This is a genomic window from Cellulophaga sp. F20128, assembly GCF_023015805.1.
In the GTDB taxonomy this organism is placed as follows: domain Bacteria; phylum Bacteroidota; class Bacteroidia; order Flavobacteriales; family Flavobacteriaceae; genus Cellulophaga.
In genome coordinates this window covers 317,223-339,207 of the sequence record NZ_JALKBA010000003.1, presented here as the reverse complement: position 1 = coordinate 339,207, position 21,985 = coordinate 317,223, and the positions used below count along the sequence as shown (strand labels likewise).

The 21,985-nt window shown below is 35.4% G+C and carries 17 protein-coding genes; 11 read left to right on the top strand and 6 right to left on the bottom strand.

Translation table 11 applies throughout. The features are described from left to right. Nucleotides 1–663: 663 nt before the first annotated feature. From thrS to rplT, 4 genes are all read left to right on the top strand, one after another. Nucleotides 664–2,604, top strand: a complete 1,941-nt coding sequence (thrS, locus tag MWU65_RS05315; RefSeq protein WP_247076141.1) for a threonine--tRNA ligase — start codon at nucleotides 664–666, stop codon at nucleotides 2,602–2,604. A gap of 37 nt (nucleotides 2,605–2,641) precedes the next feature. After that, nucleotides 2,642–3,190 (top strand): translation initiation factor IF-3, encoded by a 549-nt coding sequence (infC, locus tag MWU65_RS05310; protein ID WP_348646022.1) that lies wholly within the window; start codon nucleotides 2,642–2,644, stop codon nucleotides 3,188–3,190. A 106-nt stretch (nucleotides 3,191–3,296) separates the two neighbouring features. Further along, complete coding sequence (gene rpmI, locus MWU65_RS05305; protein ID WP_247076140.1) at nucleotides 3,297–3,494, top strand: 50S ribosomal protein L35; 198 nt, start codon at nucleotides 3,297–3,299, stop codon at nucleotides 3,492–3,494. Nucleotides 3,495–3,584: 90 nt separating this feature from the next. After that, a complete protein-coding gene (gene rplT, locus MWU65_RS05300; protein ID WP_247076139.1) occupies nucleotides 3,585–3,929 on the top strand; it encodes a 50S ribosomal protein L20 in 345 nt (114 codons plus the stop codon). A 69-nt stretch (nucleotides 3,930–3,998) separates the two neighbouring features. Here rplT and MWU65_RS05295 read toward each other — a convergent pair whose 3' ends face one another. Continuing rightward, nucleotides 3,999–4,268, bottom strand: a complete 270-nt coding sequence (locus MWU65_RS05295) for an EF-hand domain-containing protein (RefSeq protein WP_247076138.1) — start codon at nucleotides 4,266–4,268, stop codon at nucleotides 3,999–4,001. A 105-nt stretch (nucleotides 4,269–4,373) separates the two neighbouring features. Between MWU65_RS05295 and MWU65_RS05290 the strand changes: the two genes are divergently transcribed. Next, nucleotides 4,374–5,186 carry an HAD family hydrolase gene (locus MWU65_RS05290; protein ID WP_247076137.1) on the top strand — a complete coding sequence of 271 codons (813 nt, stop codon included), beginning with the start codon at nucleotides 4,374–4,376 and terminating at the stop codon, nucleotides 5,184–5,186. 4 nt (nucleotides 5,187–5,190) lie between these two features. On the opposite strand, the gene MWU65_RS05285 is transcribed toward MWU65_RS05290, so the two are convergent. After that, on the bottom strand, nucleotides 5,191–6,084 hold the full coding sequence (locus tag MWU65_RS05285; RefSeq protein WP_247076136.1) for an AraC family transcriptional regulator: 894 nt from the start codon (nucleotides 6,082–6,084) through the stop codon (nucleotides 5,191–5,193). A gap of 220 nt (nucleotides 6,085–6,304) precedes the next feature. Here MWU65_RS05285 and MWU65_RS05280 point away from each other — a divergent pair, with 220 nt between their 5' ends. From MWU65_RS05280 to MWU65_RS05260, 5 genes are all read left to right on the top strand, one after another. Continuing rightward, nucleotides 6,305–8,734, top strand: a complete 2,430-nt coding sequence (locus MWU65_RS05280) for a TonB-dependent receptor (RefSeq protein ID WP_247076135.1) — start codon at nucleotides 6,305–6,307, stop codon at nucleotides 8,732–8,734. Between the two features lie 19 nt (nucleotides 8,735–8,753). Further along, nucleotides 8,754–10,121, top strand: coding sequence for a pilus assembly protein (locus MWU65_RS05275; protein WP_247076134.1), 1,368 nt, complete (start codon nucleotides 8,754–8,756; stop codon nucleotides 10,119–10,121). 89 nt (nucleotides 10,122–10,210) lie between these two features. After that, nucleotides 10,211–11,713 (top strand): ankyrin repeat domain-containing protein, encoded by a 1,503-nt coding sequence (locus MWU65_RS05270; RefSeq protein WP_247076133.1) that lies wholly within the window; start codon nucleotides 10,211–10,213, stop codon nucleotides 11,711–11,713. Nucleotides 11,714–11,719: 6 nt separating this feature from the next. After that, nucleotides 11,720–12,217: a DUF2271 domain-containing protein gene (locus tag MWU65_RS05265; protein WP_247076132.1), complete on the top strand. Its 498-nt coding sequence runs from the start codon at nucleotides 11,720–11,722 to the stop codon at nucleotides 12,215–12,217. 5 nt (nucleotides 12,218–12,222) lie between these two features. Continuing rightward, nucleotides 12,223–14,418 carry a PepSY domain-containing protein gene (locus MWU65_RS05260; protein WP_247076131.1) on the top strand — a complete coding sequence of 732 codons (2,196 nt, stop codon included), beginning with the start codon at nucleotides 12,223–12,225 and terminating at the stop codon, nucleotides 14,416–14,418. A 45-nt stretch (nucleotides 14,419–14,463) separates the two neighbouring features. Here the strand turns inward: MWU65_RS05260 and MWU65_RS05255 are convergent, their stop codons facing one another. From MWU65_RS05255 to MWU65_RS05240, 4 genes are all read right to left on the bottom strand, one after another. After that, complete coding sequence (locus tag MWU65_RS05255; RefSeq protein ID WP_247076130.1) at nucleotides 14,464–15,729, bottom strand: asparagine synthetase B; 1,266 nt, start codon at nucleotides 15,727–15,729, stop codon at nucleotides 14,464–14,466. Between the two features lie 45 nt (nucleotides 15,730–15,774). Then, entirely contained in the window at nucleotides 15,775–17,325 is a 1,551-nt protein-coding gene (gene dnaB, locus MWU65_RS05250) for a replicative DNA helicase (RefSeq protein ID WP_247076129.1), read from the bottom strand. 167 nt (nucleotides 17,326–17,492) lie between these two features. After that, nucleotides 17,493–18,446 (bottom strand): acetyl-CoA carboxylase carboxyltransferase subunit alpha, encoded by a 954-nt coding sequence (locus MWU65_RS05245; RefSeq protein ID WP_247076128.1) that lies wholly within the window; start codon nucleotides 18,444–18,446, stop codon nucleotides 17,493–17,495. A gap of 129 nt (nucleotides 18,447–18,575) precedes the next feature. After that, on the bottom strand, nucleotides 18,576–20,759 hold the full coding sequence (locus tag MWU65_RS05240; RefSeq protein WP_247076127.1) for a glutamine synthetase III: 2,184 nt from the start codon (nucleotides 20,757–20,759) through the stop codon (nucleotides 18,576–18,578). A 201-nt stretch (nucleotides 20,760–20,960) separates the two neighbouring features. Here MWU65_RS05240 and MWU65_RS05235 point away from each other — a divergent pair, with 201 nt between their 5' ends. Beyond that, nucleotides 20,961–21,983 carry a glutamine synthetase beta-grasp domain-containing protein gene (locus MWU65_RS05235; protein WP_247076126.1) on the top strand — a complete coding sequence of 341 codons (1,023 nt, stop codon included), beginning with the start codon at nucleotides 20,961–20,963 and terminating at the stop codon, nucleotides 21,981–21,983. Nucleotides 21,984–21,985 lie beyond the last annotated feature (2 nt).

Below are 21,985 nucleotides of genomic sequence, written 5' to 3'. Positions count from 1 at the left end.
GTAGAAATACTAGAATCGAACTAGTTAATTTTTTATCCAAAAATTATTCCGAAATTTCTGTTTCATTACCCCCGCTGTAAGCGGCTGCAAATGTATAACCTATTTTTATATCTGCAAAATGTTTTTTTAATTTATTTTAAAAAAAATCTCAAACCAAATAGATCCGAAACCATTTTCCTGAAATTTTAAAACCAAGCTTTTTAAAACCCAATCCCCAATCTCAATCAAACGTTTTCCTCAACTTTTTAAATGAACGTCGCTACTTTTAAAACACTAGGCTTTGCTGTTAGCGGGTGCAAATATACAGCGCTTATTTAACACAACAACTCTTTTTTAAAACTTTTTTTGGTTTATTTTTAATCGCAGTTTTACAACCCTATTTATCAACTACTTAAAGTGTCAGTTTCTTAAACTCCAATTTCTCCATAAATTCTACGCTAAAACACAAAACCTTGATGCTGGGGATTTTACATTAAATTAACATTTTTCAATGCATCACCACTACCCTTAATAAGCAATCAAAACACACATTCTTCAAAGAAATAACCTCCATCAACAGAAACACTACTCCACACTACCCTACACCTACATAAAATATATACTTTATTATTGGCAAGGTGAAGACAAGGTATTATCTTTGCCTCCTTATATATTATAATAGGTATGATTAAAATTACTTTACCAGACGGTACTTTAAAAGAATTCTCTAAAGGGAGCACTCCCATGGATGTTGCTAAGAGCATTAGCGAAGGATTTGCTAGAAATGTTATTTCTGCTGCATTTAATGATACCAAAGTAGAAACTGTTACTCCTTTATATGAAGACGGATCTCTCATATTATTCACTTGGAACGATGTTGAAGGAAAACAAACTTTTTGGCATTCCTCTTCGCATATAGTAGCACAAGCACTAGAAGAATTATATCCTGGTATTAAATTAACCATAGGACCTTCTATTGAAAATGGGTTTTACTATGATGTTGATTTAGGTGAAAATTCTATTTCAGATAAAGATTTTCCTGCCATTGAAAAAAAAGCACTTGAAATAGCAAGAGGCAAACACCCTTTTAAAATGCGTGCTGTAACCAAAGCCGAAGCTTTAGCACTATATAAGGAACAAGACAATGAATACAAAACGGAATTAATTGAAAACTTAGAAGATGGCACTATTACATTTTGCGACCATGATACGTTTACCGATTTATGTAGAGGTGGCCACATACCCAATACTGGAATTGTAAAGGCTATAAAAATATTAAGTGTTGCCGGTGCCTATTGGAGAGGTAACGAAAACAATAAACAACTTACGCGTGTATACGGTATTTCTTTTCCCAAACAAAAAGAGCTCACCGAATACCTAGAATTACTTGAGCAAGCAAAACAAAGAGATCACCGAAAACTAGGCAAAGAATTAGAGCTCTTTACTTTTTCAGCGAAAGTAGGACAAGGTCTTCCATTATGGCTTCCCAAAGGAGCAGCGCTACGGGAGCGATTGGAAAATTTCTTAAAAAAGGCACAGAAAAAAGCGGGATATGAAATGGTTATCACACCCCATATTGGACAAAAGGAACTATACGTTACTTCGGGCCATTATGCCAAATACGGGGAAGACAGTTTTCAACCCATAAAAACGCCAAAGATGGACGAGGAGTTCTTATTAAAACCTATGAACTGTCCGCATCATTGTGAAATTTTTAATTTTAAACCGCATTCTTATAAGGACTTACCCAAGCGCTTTGCAGAATTTGGAACGGTATACAGATATGAACAAAGTGGCGAACTACACGGATTAACTAGAGTACGTGGGTTTACGCAAGATGACGCACATATTTTCTGTACGCCCGATCAATTGGATCAGGAATTTAAAAATGTTATCGATTTATCCTTATATGTATTAAACTCTCTAGGTTTTGATAATTTTAAAGCCCAAGTATCTGTAAGAGACTTAAACAATCCCGACAAATATATAGGTAGCGTTGAAAACTGGGAAAAAGCAGAAAATGCTATTATAAATGCAGCCAAGGAAAAAGGATTGGATTTCGTAATTGAAAGTGGAGAAGCAGCATTTTATGGTCCAAAATTAGATTTCATGGTGAAAGATGCTTTGGGTAGAAACTGGCAATTGGGAACTATTCAGGTGGATTATAATTTACCAGAACGTTTTGACCTTACCTATAAAGGTAGTGATAACGAATCTCATAGACCTGTAATGATACATCGTGCACCCTTTGGCAGTATGGAGCGTTTTATTGCTTTATTACTAGAGCATACTGGAGGGAATTTCCCATTATGGCTAACTCCAGATCAGGTAATTATATTACCTGTTAGCGAGAAATATGAGAAATATGCGAAAAAAGTTTTAAATTCATTAGAAATTAACGAAATTCGCGCGCTGCTAGACAACAGAAACGAAACAGTTGGTAAGAAAATTAGGGAGGCAGAAATGAATAAAATCCCTTTTATGATTATCATTGGTGAGAATGAAGAAGCTACTAACACCATATCTGTGCGCAAGCATGGAGGGGAGGATTTAGGGTCAATCGCCATAAAAGAGTTTTCAGACTTGGTAACTAGTGAAATAAATAGTAACTTAAAGTCGTTTTAAAAAATAGAAGTTTAACTAAAAATTATCAGTTATAGCAATTAGAAAGAGATTTAGGCCACAACCTAGAAGGGAAAACAAAAACCCACACAATATCAACAGCGACATAAAGGCACTTAATGTGCGTTTGGTTGGGGATAATATTGAAGTTGGAGTTTACACTACTAAGGAGGCCTTAGTAAAAGCAGAGGAGTTAGAATTAGATTTGGTCGAGATCTCACCAAAAGCAGACCCTCCTGTGTGCAAAATTATAGATTACAAAAAGTTTCTTTACGAGCAAAAGAAGCGCGAAAAGGTGATGAAAGCCAAAGCGTCTAAAGTTGTGGTAAAAGAAATTCGTTTTGGTCCTCAAACAGATGATCATGATTACGAGTTTAAAAAGAAACATGCGGAAAAATTTTTAAAGGATGGTGCTAAATTAAAAGCATACGTATTTTTCAAAGGACGCTCTATAGTTTATAAAGATCAAGGAGAAATACTTTTACTTAGACTAGCTTCTGAATTGGAAGATTTAGGAAAAGTAGAACAAATGCCTAAGTTAGAAGGCAAGAGAATGACAATGTTCTTAGCTCCAAAAACAAAAAAATAATACTACTCTTATTGAGTAGTATCAAGATAAACTGAATCTAGGTTCAGCAACTAAGCGAGAGATACCGGAATTATTTTTCGGTATTTAATTTATTAAATAGGAACAAATGCCTAAAATGAAAACTAAATCCAGTGCTAAAAAGCGTTTTAAGCTTACAGGCTCTGGTAAAATTAAAAGAAAGCACGCTTTTAAAAGTCACATTCTTACGAAGAAATCTAAGAAGCGTAAGCTTGCATTAACACATAGTACTTTGGTACATGCGTCTGATGTAAATAGTATTAAGGAACAGTTACGTTTAAAGTAATATTCTTTACGGTAATTAGTATTAACCATGGAGTTAGGCTTAAAAACAAAGTGTCTATTTAAGACCGCCTACTACAAAAAAAATTAAATTATGCCAAGATCAGTAAATTCAGTTGCTTCAAGAGCTAGAAGAAAAAAAGTGATGAAGCAAGCCAAAGGTTACTTTGGAAGACGTAAAAACGTTTGGACAGTAGCCAAAAATGCGGTTGAAAAAGCAATGACATATGCTTATAGAGACCGTAGAGTTAAGAAAAGAAATTTTCGTGCATTATGGATTACTCGTATAAATGCGGGTGCTAGATTACACGGATTGTCTTACTCTCAATTTATGGGAAAAGTAAAAGCTAACAACATTGAACTTAACCGTAAGGTTTTGGCCGATTTAGCGATGAACCATCCCGAAGCTTTTAAAGCTATTGTAAACAAGGTAAAATAAGAATATTCATCTCGCTTAGATGATAAGAAACCTGCTCTTAGGAGCAGGTTTTTTTATGCCTAAATTCCATTACTCTTTTATCTTATCAATGGCTTTTTTAAACTCTTGCCAATCTACAGATTCATCTCCAGAATTATCATACCCTTCTATTAATTTTGAAGCGACAATTCCCCGTATAAATCCACTTATCTCAGCGTCTTTTAACAACTTAACAATTTCACTTCTCTTTAGTTTCCCATCACCATCTTCATCAAAAAAATTAAACGCCGCCTCTGGGGAAGTAAATTTATTTGTAATGAGTATTTGAATTTTATTTAAAATTGATTCTTTACTAGTCATAACATCCCAATTACAGATTATCACTACAATTTACAAAATGATTATGAAATAATACTACTAAATTGAATGGTTAGAAATACCTTTGCACCTTAATTTTTTGACCCTATGGATTTATCATCAGTAAAAATGGTTGTTACCGATATGGACGGCACCTTATTAAACTCTAAACATGAGGTTAGTACCAGATTTTTTCAGGTATTTGAAAAGCTAAAAGAAAACAATATCCTGTTTGTTGCCGCAAGTGGAAGACAATACCACAGTATTATTGATAAATTATACGTCATTAAAAACGATATTTTAGTTATCGCTGAAAATGGGGCCATAGCCAAAAATAAAGAAAAAGAACTCCTTAATACAGGCCTAGACAAAGACACCATTACAAAACTATTACATATTGTGGCTACTATAGACAATGTGTATCCTGTTTTATGTGGCAAAAATAAAGCCTATATACAATCCAATTCTGGAGATTTTGCCGATAAATTCAAAGAGTATTACTCTTCGTATGAATTATTAGATAATTTAGAAGACTATGATGACGAAATTCTTAAAATAGCCATTTACCATTTTGAAAGTTCTGAACGGTTTATTTACCCAAAGGTAAAGCATTTGGAAGATGCTTTAAAGGTAAAAGTCTCTGGAGAAAATTGGCTCGATATTTCACATCAAAATGCACACAAAGGCTATGCTTTAAATAAACTACAAGATTTATATCAAATATCTCCTGCAGAAACTATGGTATTTGGCGATTACAACAATGATTTAGAGATGTTGGCACAAGCCGACTATAGTTATGCTATGGCCAATGCCCACCCAAATGTAAAGCGGGCCGCAAAATATTTGACTAGCAGCAATGATGAATACGGGGTTGAGACTATTTTGGAATTGATGTTGGCTGCAAAACAAGACAAAAAATAAGGGATCACGTTGGTGAATCTAATAATTTACTTGGTAAATACCCCATTGTTTTTTTAAAGGCTACTGTAAAATGCTGTGGATTAGAATAGCCTACTTCATAGGATGCTTGTGCAATGGACAAATTGTCTACGAGTACTAATCCTTTCGCTTTCTCCATTCGCAATTGAGTAATATATTTAAACGTTGTAGTGTGATGTATCTTTTTAAAACAACTTTTTAACTTTGTGGTATTAAACCCGGCTATTTCTGACAATTCCTTGATGGTTAATTTCTGCTTAAGGTTTTGATTTATATAGGAAATCACTTTTTCAATCGCCTCGTAATCTGATACAGACAAGGGCAAGTCTCCAACAGCTCCTATACAATTCTCATGACGCAATAAGGTATCTATAATTAAGCAACGCATCTGAGATCCTAAATAATTACTTCTTGTATTTCCGGTATACGGACACTGCAAAATTTCAAGAAGTTGCATCCTTAGTTTGTTAGAAATTGACTGACCATCTCCCCCCCAAAGGCACTTGGGATACTTTCCCATAGCAGCCAAGAAGTTTACAAAAACCACACAGTTTTCTTGCCCCAATAAATTTTCCAGAAATTCTTTTGTAAAAAAAACGTCCACAGCAATATGCTCAAGCCCACTTAGTTTTTGGCTCCCTGAAACCTTTGGCCAGTGTATTAGATTGTAAGACCCCTCCTTAATACCAATTGTAGTTTTACTGTTGACACTGTTAAACTCATAATCCCCTTTTAACACAAAATGGAGACCAAAACCATAATGAGTATGTAAACAAGTGGTGGTAGAAGGAACATCAAAACACAATTGCTTCATCACTACAGTGACCCCATCTAAATCATGTTTTTGCTGACTTCCTTTGCCTCCTTTTTCTAATTGCAACACCTTAGTTTTACCTGTATTTTCATAAACAAATTCATAATTTTAAATTATACAACCGCCCTTTTTTAATTGCCAAAAAAAGTCGTTTTCTTATTAATTCTTATTTCGTAACTAATACTTCCTTTTGCGTTATTGCTATCCGAAATCCTAGATTAGATTTGCAAATATATTTATTTAGACTAAATCTTAATAAGAATAGTTAAATTATTTTATATTTCACATGAAGAACTCTTTAATCGTTTTATTACTTCTAACTTTCTTTTCTGCTACCAGCCAAAAAATAGCACATACTATCTCGGGCGTGGTAATCGATGGTTCAGGCCAACCACTACCCTACGCTAGCGTTTTAATAGAAGACTTAAAAATTGGAGTGCTAACAGATTTTAATGGAGAATACACTATTCATAAGATCACAGCGGGAAAGCACACGATCAAAGTTTCATTTATTGGTTACCGCACCCAATCAAAAACTTTGGAAACCCAAGAAAATGAATCCATAGTTACCATTAATTTTACGTTACTAGAAGCAACCGAATCGCTCCATGAAGTAACCGTAAACGGCAAAACCAAGAAGACCAAACTTGAAACCGAAGGTTTTGCTGTAAATATTATAGAAACCAAAGAAGCTAGTCTTAGGAACATACAAACCAACGAATTGTTAAACAATACTGTTGGTGTAAAAATTAGACAAAACGGAGGCCTAGGATCACACGTACAGTACTCACTAAATGGGTTATCTGGAAACTCTGTTCGTATTTTTATTGATGGCATCCCTATTTCAATGTATGGTTCTTCTTTTAGTTTAAATAGTATCCCACCTTCAATGATTAAAAACATTGAAGTTTACAAAGGAGTTATTCCTGGACATTTGGCAGATGATGCCCTGGGCGGTGCTATAAACATAGTATTGCATAAAGGAGCTAAAACACATTTTAATGCTTCGGCTTCCTATGGTTCTTTTAACACAGCACAATCAAACTTTAATGGCTTGTATCGTTTTGAAAAATCTGGATTTACAGTAAAAGCATCTGCATTTGTTAATTATTCTGATAATGATTATAAAATTTGGGGTGGACAGGTAAAAGATATTGCGCAAGACGGAAGTCAAACTCCAATTGTTGCTAAAAGATTTTATGATGCTTATAGATCTACAGGTGGAATGGCGCAAATCGGTTTTACTGATGTAAAATGGGCGGATCAATTTTTAATAGGTTTTACAGCTTCTGAGGACTTTAAAGAAATTCAACATGGTGCATTCATGACCCTACATCCATACAAAGGAAGGTACAGTGAAACAGATGCAAAACTAGCTAACCTCACCTATCAAAAAAAGAATCTTTTAATTAAGGGCTTAGATATAAACCTAACGGGTTTGTACGGTAAAAGAAATACTATGGTTAATGATACCGTTGCCCAAGCTTATACATGGGCTGGCAAAAGATTAATAGGATTTAACGGTGAATATCTTGACTATACTTGGGGCTCCCAGCAAGAAGGCGGGCCGTCATTAACTACTACCAACAGAAATGTAGCCTCCGTAAGAACGGGGTTGTCTTACGCTATTAATAAACATCACAGCATTTTAGTAAATCATCTGTATAGTGGACTTGATCGAGAGGATAGGGATGAATTGAAATCACTGTTAGAAAATACTTTTAAACAAACGAGTGATTTGTATAAAAATATTTATTCCTTGAGTTACGAATTAAATGCTATTAAGGATAAATTAAAAGTTAATCTATTTGGAAAACACTATCGCCAAAAGGTATTAAATACAAAACCTGTATTTCAAGAAAATACTGATGGAACACGAATTGTTGTAGATGAAATATACAGTAGTAATAAAGTCTATAATGGTTATGGTTTTGCTGTTTCCTATGCAATTCACCCAGATATTACATTCCTAACTTCTGCAGAAAAAGCAATACGCCTACCAAGTGAAACGGAGGTTTTTGGTGATGTTGCAGGGAATATTAAAAGCAACCTAGCTGTTAAGCCAGAAATTAGCAACAACTATAACCTAGGTTTTCGATTTGGAACGTTTCACACAAAAAACCATGGGTTCACAGTTTCTACCAATCTTTTTTCACGCAATATTCAAGACTTAATTGGTTTTGATTCCAATGCTGATCGAATTTCAGAAAGCAGTGATGAATTAGTGTTTTATTCAAATTTTGATGAAGGAACTACATCTAAAGGAATAGAAGCGCAAATCAACTACAGTTACCAAAATAACTTGGGATTTAATTTTAATTTTTCACGGTTAAGTCTAAAATCCAGAAACAGAGCTGGTATGCTAGTAAATATTCCTAACACACCTCTATTTACTATGAATTCTGGACTGCGTTATTCCATCAAAAATTTCCTTCAAAAAAAATCAGCACTCAACTTATTTTACAGCACCTATTACACCGATGAATTTTCTTATTTAATGAGTCAAGGAACTAATAACACTGGGCTAGAACACTTTAAGGTTCCTGTGCAGTTTATACAAGATTTTGGACTTAGTTATGCATTTCCCAAAGAAAACTTTGTACTGAGTTTTGATGCTAAAAACATATTTAATAAAGCTGCATATGACAACCGATCTGTACAAAAACCGGGGAGAGCTTTTTACTTAAAAATAAATTACACAATCAATAAATTTTAATCTTTAAAAATAATTAAAAATGAAACGTAAATTCATAAACTTCAAAACATTGGCCACCTTCACATTATTCGTCGGCCTAATAACATCCTGTACAAATGATGATACTGATGGAGGGGAGCCAGAACCGGGACCTATAGAAAATTCTAGATGGATAACGGTTACAGGAGCTAGAATGGGAACAAATCCGGGAGACGGGAATGGTGGTACATTACTATATGCTATCAGTAATGAAGATGCTAAAAACCAAGAAACCGTAGTAGATGTTTTTAACAATGGTTTTGTAGCACCTTCGAACAGAACAGCTAGGTTGCAGTCTTCAGAAGATGGAAACACTATGTTTAATATTAGCTATGCAGGAGATACTGGTGGTAATTATACTAAATATACTGTAGAAGGAGGACAAAACTACACACCAACAGGTTCTGAAGTAAGTATTGCACCTTATGTTGGAACAGCACCAAGGTGGATAAAATTATTTGATGGAGACCAAACAGGGGCTGCTGTTTACGTATCAACAGAACATGAGATAGACAACAATGGCACGCCAGATGATGTATCAGACGATACTTACCTCCGTACTGAAGCCACAATAGGTATTGTTACTTTAGATTTAGTTAATTCTTCCATTAAAAATTTCCAAGAGCACAGTGTTCCTTTAAGTGCAGAAGAAGAAGCAGAAGGGTATTATTTTTCTAGAATTGATATGCCAACATTAAATGCTGCAGGTGATAAATTATATATTGGTGGGCGTTTAAGTAAGGTTGACCCAACTACCGTAGAAAGTGAAAGTGGGTATGAAATTTTGGGCTCAAAAACCATTGTTTTAGATTACCCTTCCTTATTAAACCCAACAGTAATAACTTCTACAGTGGGGCATGGTAACACGAACGGATACCGAAGTATTAATTCTTTTGAATACAACGGTAGCGTTTATCAAGCTAACCAAAGTGATCCTGAAGGTTCTCATATCTTAAAAATTGATACTAATAATGAATATGATAATTCTTATGTATTTAGCTTAGACAATGCCTTAGGTGTAAACGATGCTTACATTGTTGCTTGGAGACCAGCATCAAATGGTAAGGCTGTTGTAGCTTACGAACATGCTGCATCTGCTACTGGACCAGCAGGTAAAACACAAGGATTTTTTGCTATGGTTGATTTAAACGCTAAAACAGCAACAAAACTTGATGAAATTCCATCTACCGAAGATTTATATTTATTCCAATACCAAGGTTTTGCTGTGTATGAAAACGAAGTGTATTTAACAGTAGCTCCAATTGGTCAAGATGGAAATATTTATGTTGTAGATACCGAAACTGGTGCTGTAACTAAAGGTGCTCAGTTAAAAAATGCCGAAGGAAGTCATTTTATAGGAACATTTTAAATCCTTATTAATTGTCACGAGACTATAAATATAAAAATTAACAGTTGGGAGCTTCAAAAATTTAAAGCTCTCAACTTATACCTTTACTTATGAAAACAAATAATAAATCTTTTGTGTTTACTATTATTTTAATACTAGGCTTTATCCTTTTAGGGTCAGCACAAAAATTAGAAAATATTTTTCTAGATCAAGATTACTGGGCAGCCAAACCCAGTATTGCTAATATTGAGGCTAACATTAGCAAAGGACATTCAATTTTTGAAGCTAATGGCGGAGGATTTGATGCTACCACGTATGCCCTATTTGCTGAAAATCCTTTATCCACAATTAAATATCTCGTAGAAAAAGGAAACGATGTCAACAAAAGAACGCATGACTCGCGCACCTATATTTTCTGGGCAGCTTCAAGAGGAAATTTAGAAGCTATGGAATACTTCATTCAGAAAGGAGCTAAAATGAACCTTAAAGATTCCCATGGCTATTCCGTAAGCTCTTTTGCAGCAGCAGGTGGTCAACAAGATCCGGCTATGTTTGATTTTTTTATTGCCAACGGAGCCGATTTAAAAAATGAAAAAGACCATCATGGAGCCAATATTCTTCTTGTAGCCATTTCGCGTGCTAAAGATTTAAAGTTTATAGATTATTTGGTTGCAAAAGGTTTGGATATAAATACAACCAATAACGACGGTAACGGAATTTTTCATTATGCCGCCCAGGGTGGAAATATTGCTCTTTTAAAGGAGTTAAAAAAACGAGGAGTCAACACTTCTAAAAACACAATTACAGGAGAAAATGCCATCCTTTTTGCGAGTCGAGGTGGAAGAGGAAGAAGCAATGGCTTGGAAGTTTTTGAATATTTAGCAGGACTTGGACTCCATGCCAATATCACCTCCAACAATGGGATTACACCTTTGCACAATCTATCTCAATCCTCAGAAGACCTTACTATCTATGAGTATTTTATACACAAAGGTGTTAATCCAAATACAATTGACAACGACGGTAATATCGCACTTTTGAATGCCGCAGCAAATAATAAACTAGAAGTAGTTAAATACTTATCTGAAAAAACAGAAAATATTAATCACACCAACAAAGTAGGACATTCAGCACTAGCTCTTGCTGTTCAGCACAACAGTATACAAGTTGTAGATTATCTAATTTCCAAGGGTGCCAATACTTCCATTCTAGATGAGAAAGGAAATAACTTGGCTTATTATCTCTTCGGTAGCCGAGGTGAAACACGTGATTTTGATGCCAAGGTTACCGCACTCAAAAACAAAGGTTTTGATTTTAAACAACTCCAAGGGGATCATAGTTCTGTTTGGCATTTAGCAGTTTCCAAAAACAACCTTGGTCTACTTAAAAGTGTGAGTACTTTTGGCGCAAACATTAATGGTAAGGATAAAGATGGAAACACGCCCTTACATTATGCAGCGATGAAATCTGATAATACCGAAATTTTAAAGTATTTAATAGCAAATGGAGCTGATACAAAATTAACGACAGAATTTGGGGAAACCGCTTATGATTTGGCAACCGAAAATGAGCTCTTAGCTAAAAACAAAGTGAACCTTCAATTTTTAAACTAGTACCCTATGAAAAAAACACTAATTAAGACCGTAGGATTCCTAGGTCTAACTGCTGTAATCTTCCTATTATCTTCTTTTCTAAAAGAACCGGAAGTGAGTTATAAATGCATGATTCAAATGACGAACTACACTGGCGAAAAAGCTTATGTAGTTGTTTCATTAATCAATCCTGAAGGAAAATATGAAAAGACACTTTACGTACAAGGAGACGATAAAGAATGGTTCCCTGATTTAAAAAATTGGTGGAAATTCAGCGACAGCTCAAAGGAAAATGTAGATGCTATTTCAGGAGCTACTATTGGTAACGGCGAACGAAATATAATTTCTTTAGGTTTCAACACGGCCCAAATTGATGCAGGTTACAAAGTTCGTTTTGAGTCGGCTGTAGAAAATCAAGAATACTATGCAGTTGATGCGGAAATTGAACTTAATTCAGCTACCCTAAAGGAAAAGGTAGAAGGTAAAGGATACATTCGTTATATAAGAATGGTACCAAATAAATAGTTTTTATGATTGTATCGGTATGGAGGTATAGCCATTTGCTATTTGCCACTTTAGCTTCTGTTTTTCTTTTAATTGCATCGGTCACCGGTGTTGTTCTCGCTGTAGAACCAATTTTGAATAAAATTGAACCCTATAGTGTTTCTGGGGCCGATGAACTTTCTTTAGGGGAAACCTTGGAGCATATCAATGCGGAATATGAAGAGGTATTGAAAATAGTTCGAGATCGGAATGGTTTTGTGAGTGTAACAGCAATTGTGGACGGAAAAAATGATGAATTTTATATTGATCCATTTACTGGTAAAAAATTAGGAAGCCTAATTCAAAAGAAGCCTTTTTTTCAATTTACCACCAACCTCCATCGTTCTCTCTTTCTTAAATCTACAGGACGTATTCTAATTGGCATTGCCTCCTTTTTTCTATTTCTCATTAGCATTTCGGGTATTGTACTAATTGCGAAACGACAAGGGGGGTACAAGCAATTCTTTGCGCCAATTGTCCGAGAAAATTTTTCTCAATACAACCACGTAGTTTACGCTAGGCTTTCCTTAATTCCGCTTTTAATTTTAGCCTTAACAGGAGTATACCTCTCCTTACTTCGTTTTAACATTATACCTGATTCCCCGGTTTCGTTACAGGTTAATTTTGATACTATTAAAGAAGAACCTGTACAGGACTTCACCGACTTTTATATATTTCAAAACACACCGCTATCCGAACTCCGGGAATTAGAATTTCCTTTTTCTGAATTTGTAGAGGATTACTATATCATTCGTCTTACCGATAGGGAACTATACCTGAATCAATTTACTGGAGAGGTTCTTGCAGAAGAAAAAAATCCAACGATTCAAGTTATATCGGCTTGGGCAACGGTTCTTCATACGGGTGAAGGAAGTATCCTATGGTCTATAGTATTAGGTCTAGGGAGTTTGGCTATTCCCTTTTTAACTGTGACGGGGTTTGTTGTTTACTTTAAAAGACCCAAAACTAAGATTAGGAATGAGTATTCAAAAAATGAAAGTGAATATATCATTTTGGTTGGTACAGAAGGGGGCACAACCCTTCAATTTGCGCAAGAATTACACAAACAATTAATTGCAAATGGAAAGAAAAGTTACTTAGGCTTAATGAACCATTATACCCATTTCAAAAAAATGAAACAATTAATCGTGATTACTGCTACCTATGGACAAGGGGAAGCCCCCACAACAGGTGACAAATTCATACAACTCATTGAAAAAAACAACCAAAAACAAATATTTGACTTTAGTGTGGTAGGTTTTGGCGCTACTGCTTACCCAAATTTCTGTCAATTTGCTTACGGATCTTATGAGGCCTTAAAAGCTTCTAAAAATAGCACTGCTTTGCACGAAGTCTTTACAGTAAACGATCAATCTTTTGAATCGTTCAATAATTGGTGTATGCTGTGGTCAAAAAAACTGGGACTATCGGTGCAGCTCGAAAAGCCGAAACTGATTTCAAAATCAAATTCACCTTCAACTTTTAAGGTTGTTCATAAAACTGAACTTCCAAAAGAGGATACTTTTCTTTTGAGCCTTAAAAACCTGAATGGCGAAAAACCTATATCAGGTGATTTATTGTCGGTAACACCAGCCCAAGGTGCACGTGAGCGATTGTATTCCATTGGAAAAATGAACACCGATACGCTTCTAATCAGCATCAGAAAACATGAACAAGGGTTATGTTCTAATTACCTACATCAACTTGAGCAAGGAGAAAAACTCACCGCCAGGCTAGTAAACAATAGAAATTTTCATTTTCCAAAAAATGCGACAAAAACGATATTCATTGCAACTGGAACAGGGATTGGGCCTTTTCTTGGAATGATTCAGGAGAATATTAAAAGAAAAGAAATTCATTTGTATTGGGGAGCGAGAACTAACGATTCATTCGCACTTTACAAAGACTATATTGAAAAGGCAATTGAAAAAGGTAAACTAACCCATTTTAAAACTGCATACTCCCGAAACCAAGCTGAAAAAATTTATGTACAACACCTGATCCAGCGAGATAAAGAGTTGTTTTTAGAAGTTTTAAAAAAGAAAGGTTGTATTATGATCTGTGGATCATTAGCGATGCAAAAAGAAGTTTTACAAGAACTACAGCAACTTTGCAACCAATATCTTAACAAAGACCTTAGCCATTACCAAAATAGAAAGCAAATAAAAATGGATTGCTATTGAATTTATACAATTCCGAAATCAGCAAACATAGCACCTAATTTAGACCTATGTTTTTTGTTTCTTTTTTTGAGCAGCAGGGAAAAGCACATTGTTTAGGATAAGTCTGTAACCTGGAGAAGTTGGGTGCAGTTCTAGCTCCGTTTTTGGATCCCCTACTCTATGCTGATAATCTTCAGGGTCATGACCGCCATAAAAAGTGAAAAAACCCTTCCCTTTTATTCCGTGAATATATCTGGCTTCATTATTAATTTTATTTTCCCCCAAAACCAGTACCGTCGGTTTTAATTCTGACCTTGTAAAGGCTGTTGTTTGACCCATAAAACCTTTCACTAAAGCCGTGTGATTTTGACATAACATGGTGGGTACTGGATCCCATTTGGCAGAAAAATCCATCAGTGAAAAATAATCTGTTTCTTTTTGCATTTGCCTTTTCCTCGTCATATCTATAGAAGAAAACTCATATACGGAAGGGTTGCGCTCCAGGGTAAAGTTGGTAAATGCAAAAGTTTTACTGTAATCTAGTTTAGCTTGGTAATTAGCTGTAGAGGCATCACCATCAAACATAGGTTCACAGATGTCTACCGCTTCTGCCGCTAGGGCAATATCAAAACTATCGGTAGCGGAGCACATGGCAAACATAAACCCACCCCCTATAACATAATTCCGTATTTTAAGTGCAACATCTCTCTTTTCTTCAGACACCTTGGCATAGCCCAATTTACCAGCCAATTCTTCGGCGGCCTGCTTGCTTTCTATATACCATGGAGCTGTTCTATACGAACCATAAAATTTTCCATATTGGCCTGTAAAATCTTCATGATGTAAATGGAGCCAATCATACAATGCCAGTTTATCATCTAAAACCTCCTCATCGTAAATAGTGACATAGGGAATTTCGGCGTAGGTTAAAACCATAGTTACAGCATCATCCCAAGGCTGATTTCCTTTTGGTGAATAAACGGCAATTTTTGGTGCTTTTTCCAAGATCACGGCATCTTGGTTTTTAGAAGGGCTACTGATATCTAGCAATATACTTTCTGTTTCTGCATTTGAAATAATTTCAAAGGAAACCCCTCTAATTTGACATTCTTTCCGGATTGCTTCTCCATCCGGTAGTAAAAATGCTCCTCCTCTATAATTGAGCAACCATTGTACCTTTTGCTGTTTAGACAATACCCAATAGGTAATGCCATAGGCTTTTAAATGATTTTTTTGCCCCTCCGCATCCATCGGAATTAGAATATTGGATGCGCAAGCAAAAAAAACTATATGAAAAACAAAAAGGAATAGTATAAATTTCAATCGAGCCATATTCAAAAATAACCTAAATATATCCCCAATTACAAACTTTAACTATTAAAAAGGAACATCGTTATCTTCTTCAGGCGCCAAGCCATCATTCATAGAACTACCAAAAGCTTCATTTGCATTTGGGAGGTTTTTAGTTACAAATGGATTCTCTTCATTTTCATTCATCTTTGATTGGTACTCAAAAGGGGAATCAAAATCATCCAAATTATCAAATTTACCTTGATTACCAATAAACTTAAGTCGAATATTCTCTAAACCACCGTTTCTGTGTTTTGCCACAATAAACTCCCCTTGTCCTTGGGTTGGTGAATGCTCATCATCATCCCATTCATCAATTTTATAATACTCTGGTCTATATATAAATGAAACAATATCCGCATCTTGCTCAATTGCTCCAGATTCACGTAAATCGGATAGTATTGGTCGTTTACTGCCGCCACGTGTTTCTACTGCCCTTGACAGCTGTGACAGGGCAATTACAGGTACATTAAGTTCTTTTGCTAATGCTTTTAAGTTTCTAGAAATGGTTGATATTTCTTGTTCCCTGTTGCCTCCTTTTTGAGATCCACCGGCAGTCATTAACTGCAAGTAATCAATCATAATCATTTTTATACCATGTTGTGATGCCAATCTCCTAGCCTTTGCTCTAAGGTCAAAGATAGAGAGTGATGGGGTATCATCTATAAATAAAGGCGCAGATTCCAATGATTTTACCTTAACATTAAGTTGTTCCCACTCGTGCTTTTCTAATTTACCAGTACGCAATTTTTCTGATGAAAGTCCGGTTTCTGATGAAATTAACCTTGTAATTAATTGAACAGAAGACATCTCTAAAGAGAAGAAAGCTACAGGAATATTATATTTAACAGCCATATTACGTGCCATTGACAACGTTAGTGCCGTTTTACCCATACCTGGTCTTGCCGCAATGATTATTAAATCACTCGGTTGCCAACCTGAGGTAAGTTTATCTACCTTATCAAAACCGGAAGGAACACCACTTAAGCCTTCTTTTCCTGCAATTTCTTCAATCCTTTTTTTAGCCTGAATTACTAAATTTTGTGCGGTCTCTGCAGAACGTTTTAAATTCCCCTGTGTAACATCGTACAATTTAGATTCTGCTGTATCTAGTAAATCAAAAACATCGGTACCATCCTCATAGGCATCATGAATAATTTCATTTGAAATTTTTATTAGACTTCTTTGGATGTATTTTTGAAGAATAATTCTAGCATGAAATTCAATATGGGCCGAAGAAGTTACTTTTTGAGTAAGTTTAATTAAATAAAAATCTCCTCCAACAACCTCTAACTTCCCGTCTTTCTTCAATTGTGAAGAAACGGTTAATAAATCTATTGGTTCAGAAGTTTCAAATAACTTAAATATAGCCTCATAAACATGCTTGTGCGCTTCTTTATAGAAAACATCTGGATGCAAAATATCAATAACCTCATCAACTCCCTTTTTATCGATCATCATAGCTCCAAGCACAACCTCCTCTAAATCAGTAGCTTGAGGCGGTATTTTACCCCTCTCCAAACTAATGATGGTCGATTTATCTATTTTACGGGCTATTTGGGGACTCGGTTTATCCATAGGTGTAAAAGTATACAATTAAGCTTGAGTTAACTTTAAAATTAAGGTGCTGATATTCACCATTGATTAACATTTCATGTGTTGATAAGTTACAAATTTGTGTTCATAACCAAAAAAAATCCAAAGAATAGTACTTTGGATTTGTGAATTTTTAGAAAAAAAACCGCTTAGCCGTTAAAAACACCCATATTGGCATATTTATCCATTCTACTATCTACCAATTCTTTTGGTGATAACTTTTTTAATTCTTCAAAATGAGAAATTATTTTGTTTTTTACAATTGTAAAATTCTTTTCTCTATTTGCATGTGCACCTCCAGCTGGCTCACGTACAATTTCATCAATTAACTTTAACTTTTTCATATCCGTAGCAGTTAATTTTAAAGCTTCGGCTGCTCGTTCTTTATACTCCCAACTTCTCCATAAAATGGAAGAACAAGATTCTGGTGATATTACAGAATACCATGTATTTTCTAACATTAACACCTTATCACCTACACCTATTCCCAATGCACCACCAGATGCACCTTCTCCAATAATTACAACAATAATTGGCACTTTTAGGCGTGTCATTTCAATAATATTCCGCGCAATTGCTTCTCCTTGTCCACGTTCTTCTGCTTCTATTCCTGGGTAGGCACCTGGAGTATCTATAAAACAAACCACAGGTATATTAAATTTTTCAGCAGATTTCATTAATCGCAATGCCTTACGGTACCCTTCCGGGTTGGCCATACCAAAATTTCTGTATTGTCTTGTTTTGGTATTGTATCCCTTTTGCTGACCAATAAACATAAAACTCTGATCACCTATCTTACCTAGGCCGCCAATCATAGCTTTATCATCCTTAACCGTCCTATCCCCGTGTAATTCTAAAAAAGTATCACCACATATAGCATTAATATAGTCTAAAGTATAAGGTCTGTTGGGGTGTCTAGATAATTGTACTCTTTGCCAAGGCGTAAGATTTTTATATATCTCTTTTCTAGTTTCTGCCAGTTTTTTGTCTATCTGTTTACAAGTTTCAGTTACATCTACATCACTCTCCTTGCCAATAATTAGACATTTATCTAACTGATCTTCTAGCTCCTTGATAGGAAGTTCAAAGTCTAAGTATTCCATATATTCAAATAGGTTTGATTTTTATCGATAAACAAAGATATAATATTAAAGTAATTCACCTATTACGTTCCTGTAAAAATCCTCAATTTAGAGAAAAATGAATTTTTTATTCTTTAAAATTACTGGATACTACCTAATATATAACAGCTCCCTATACTTTGGCAAAGGCCATATTTCATCTTCTATAAACTGTTCCAATTTATCACTATCATACCTAATTTCCCCAAAATAAGGTTTTACCTTATCGCAATAAGCAAATGCCTTTTTCTTTAATTCCAAATCATTAGCCGCTTTCCGAGCCTCAGTCATGGCGTCTGCATTGGCCTTAATTGAATTTATATGCTGGGCTAATTTTTCAATTATTACTAGTTGGCCTTGCGCTATTGTTTTGTAGGATGCTCCATAAATATCCTTTAAACCAGATACCACGGTTATCAATTTATTTTGATAGGTTAAGGCTGCAGGGATGATATGTCCGTAGACCATTTCATGCAATACCCTACCCTCTATTTGTATATGCGATATATAGGCCTCTAACTCCACTTCTTGTCGTGCCCTAACCTCTACATCACTCATAACTTTCATCGTATCAAAGAGGGCTAAGCTTTCTTTTGAAGTCAGCACCTCTAACGCTTCTGGCGTGGTTTTGTTGTGACTCAACTTTCGTTTTTTTGCTTCTTTTTCCCATGCTGGGCTATATCCATCACCATCGAATCGTATTCTTTTCGATGTCTTAATATATTCCCTTAACACATTAAACACTGCTTCGTCTTTTTTAAGATTTTTCTTATTTATAAGTTCATCCACTTCCTTTTTAAATTCTAATAATTGTTTTGCAACAATGGTATTTAGAACCGTCATAGGTTTTGCGCAATTTGCTTTAGAACCTACACCACGCATTTCAAACTTATTTCCCGTAAAGGCAAATGGAGAAGTTCTATTCTTATCAGTATTATCCAGTAGAATCTCTGGTATTTTACCCACAACATTCAGCTTTAGCTCTGTTTTTTCTTCCGGAGACAATTTGCCCTTAGACACCCCCTCCAACTCGTCTAAAACACGACTTAGCTGTTTGCCTATAAAAATTGAAATTATAGCAGTTGGAGCTTCATTAGCTCCCAACCTATGGTCATTACTTGCAGTGGATATAGAGGAACGCAACAACTCTTCATAGGTATCAACCGCCTTTATCGTATTAATAAAAAAGGTAAGAAATTGAAGGTTTTTCATAGGGGTGGTTCCCGGACTTAAAAGGTTTGCACCTGTATCTGTTGCCAGAGACCAATTGTTATGCTTCCCGGAACCATTCACATAAGCAAAGGGTTTTTCATGAAAAAGCACTTTAAAATGATGTTTGTCTGCAATCTTATCCATAACATCCATTAATAAGAGGTTATGGTCTACCGCCAAATTGGCTTCTTCAAATACAGGGGCCAATTCAAACTGATTTGGAGCAACCTCATTGTGTCTTGTTTTTACAGGAATCCCCAATTTGGTACATTCAACCTCTAATTCTTTCATGAAATTTAAAACCCTACTCGGGATAACTCCAAAATAATGGTCATCTAACTGCTGTCCTTTTGCAGCAAGGTGACCCACCAAGGTTCTACCTGTTAAAATTATATCTGGTCTGGCAAATGCCAGCGCTTTATCTATTAAGAAATATTCTTGCTCCCAACCCAATGTAGCATTCACCTTTGTTACGTTTTTATCAAAATATTTGGCAACAGCTGTAGCCGCTTCATCAATGGCGGATAATGCTCTCAACAAAGGGGCCTTATTATCTAAAGCCTCCCCAGTATAAGCCACAAAAACTGTTGGAATGCATAGTGTCTTATCATAGATAAAAGCAGAAGAGGTTGGATCCCATGCCGTATATCCTCTTGCCTCAAAAGTATTTCGTATTCCACCGCTAGGAAAACTAGAGGCATCTGGTTCTTGCTGTACCAACTGTCCTCCTCCAAATTTTTCCAAGGCTCTCCCATCGGGTAAAATATCAAAAAACGCATCGTGTTTTTCAGCGGTTGCCCCTGTTAAAGGTTGAAACCAATGCGTATAATGAGTGGCGCCCATAGACATTGCCCAAGCTTTTATACCTTCAGCAACTTGATCTGCTATTTTTCTATCAATTTTAGCTCCTGAAAAAATAGCAGCTTCTACACTTGCCAAGGCTTCCTTTGTTAGATATTGCAACATCCTTTCCTTATTAAAAACATGGCTCCCAAAATTCTTAGATCGGTTCCCCGTTTCTTCTACGGTAAATGTTGGCCTTGACAAACTCTCTTTTATGGCATTAAACCTCAATACAGACATAGTGATCAATTTTAGGACAAAAATAATTACTAATTCAGTAATTATATAGAAAATAAATATAAATATTTGAATTTACCCCTAAATAAATAGAGGTATTGTGAATTATTCTATGGTTTTATATAATTACCCCTCTAAAAATTATGGATATATGACTAAAAAAATTATTTTTGTACATCTTTAATGAAAATCAACAATATTATTATGGCCAAAATTAAATTAGAATACATTTGGTTGGATGGTTATTTTCCAACACAAAACATGCGAAGCAAAACAAAAGTTGAAGAGCATGAAGATTTCCAAGGAACACTTGAAGAAATTGGAAATTGGTCTTTTGACGGATCTTCTACTAGGCAAGCTGAAGGTGGATCATCTGATTGTTTATTAATTCCTGTTGCAATTTATCCAGATCCAGATCGTATTAACGGTTACTTGGTAATGACAGAAGTTATGAATGCTGATGGAACTCCACACGTATCTAATGGTAGAGCTACTATTGAAGATGAAGATAATGATTTCTGGTTTGGTTTTGAGCAAGAGTACTTCATCATGGACAATAAAACACAATTACCTCTAGGATTCCCTGTTGGTGGTTATCCTGCTCCTCAAGGTATGTATTACTGTTCAGTTGGTGGTAAAAACACACATGGTAGAGCTTTGGTTGAAAAGCATGCCGATTTGTGTATTGATGCTGGATTAAATTTTGAAGGGATCAACCAAGAAGTTGCATCTGGTCAATGGGAATTCCAATTGTTTGCTAAGGGCGCTAAAAAAGCTGGAGATGAAATATGGATTGCTCGTTATTTATTAGACCGTTTAACTGAAAAATACGGTTACTATATTGATTACCACCCAAAACCATTAGGAAAAGATATGGATTGGAATGGATCTGGTATGCACGCTAACTTTTCTAATGAGGTTTTAAGAACTTGTGGTGATAAAGAAGTTTATGCTAAAATTTGTGAATCTTTCCGCCCAGTAGTAAAAGAACATATTGCCGTATATGGTGAATTTAATGACCAACGTTTAACAGGTTTACATGAAACTGCTGCTATTACAGATTTCTCTTGGGGAGTTTCTGATAGAGGCGCTTCTATTCGCATTCCAATTATAGTTGTGGAAAAAGGTTGGAAAGGCTGGCTAGAAGACAGAAGACCTGCTTCTAACGGTGACCCATACAAAATTGCAGGAAGAATTATTAAAACTGTTAAGTCTGCAAAAATATAATT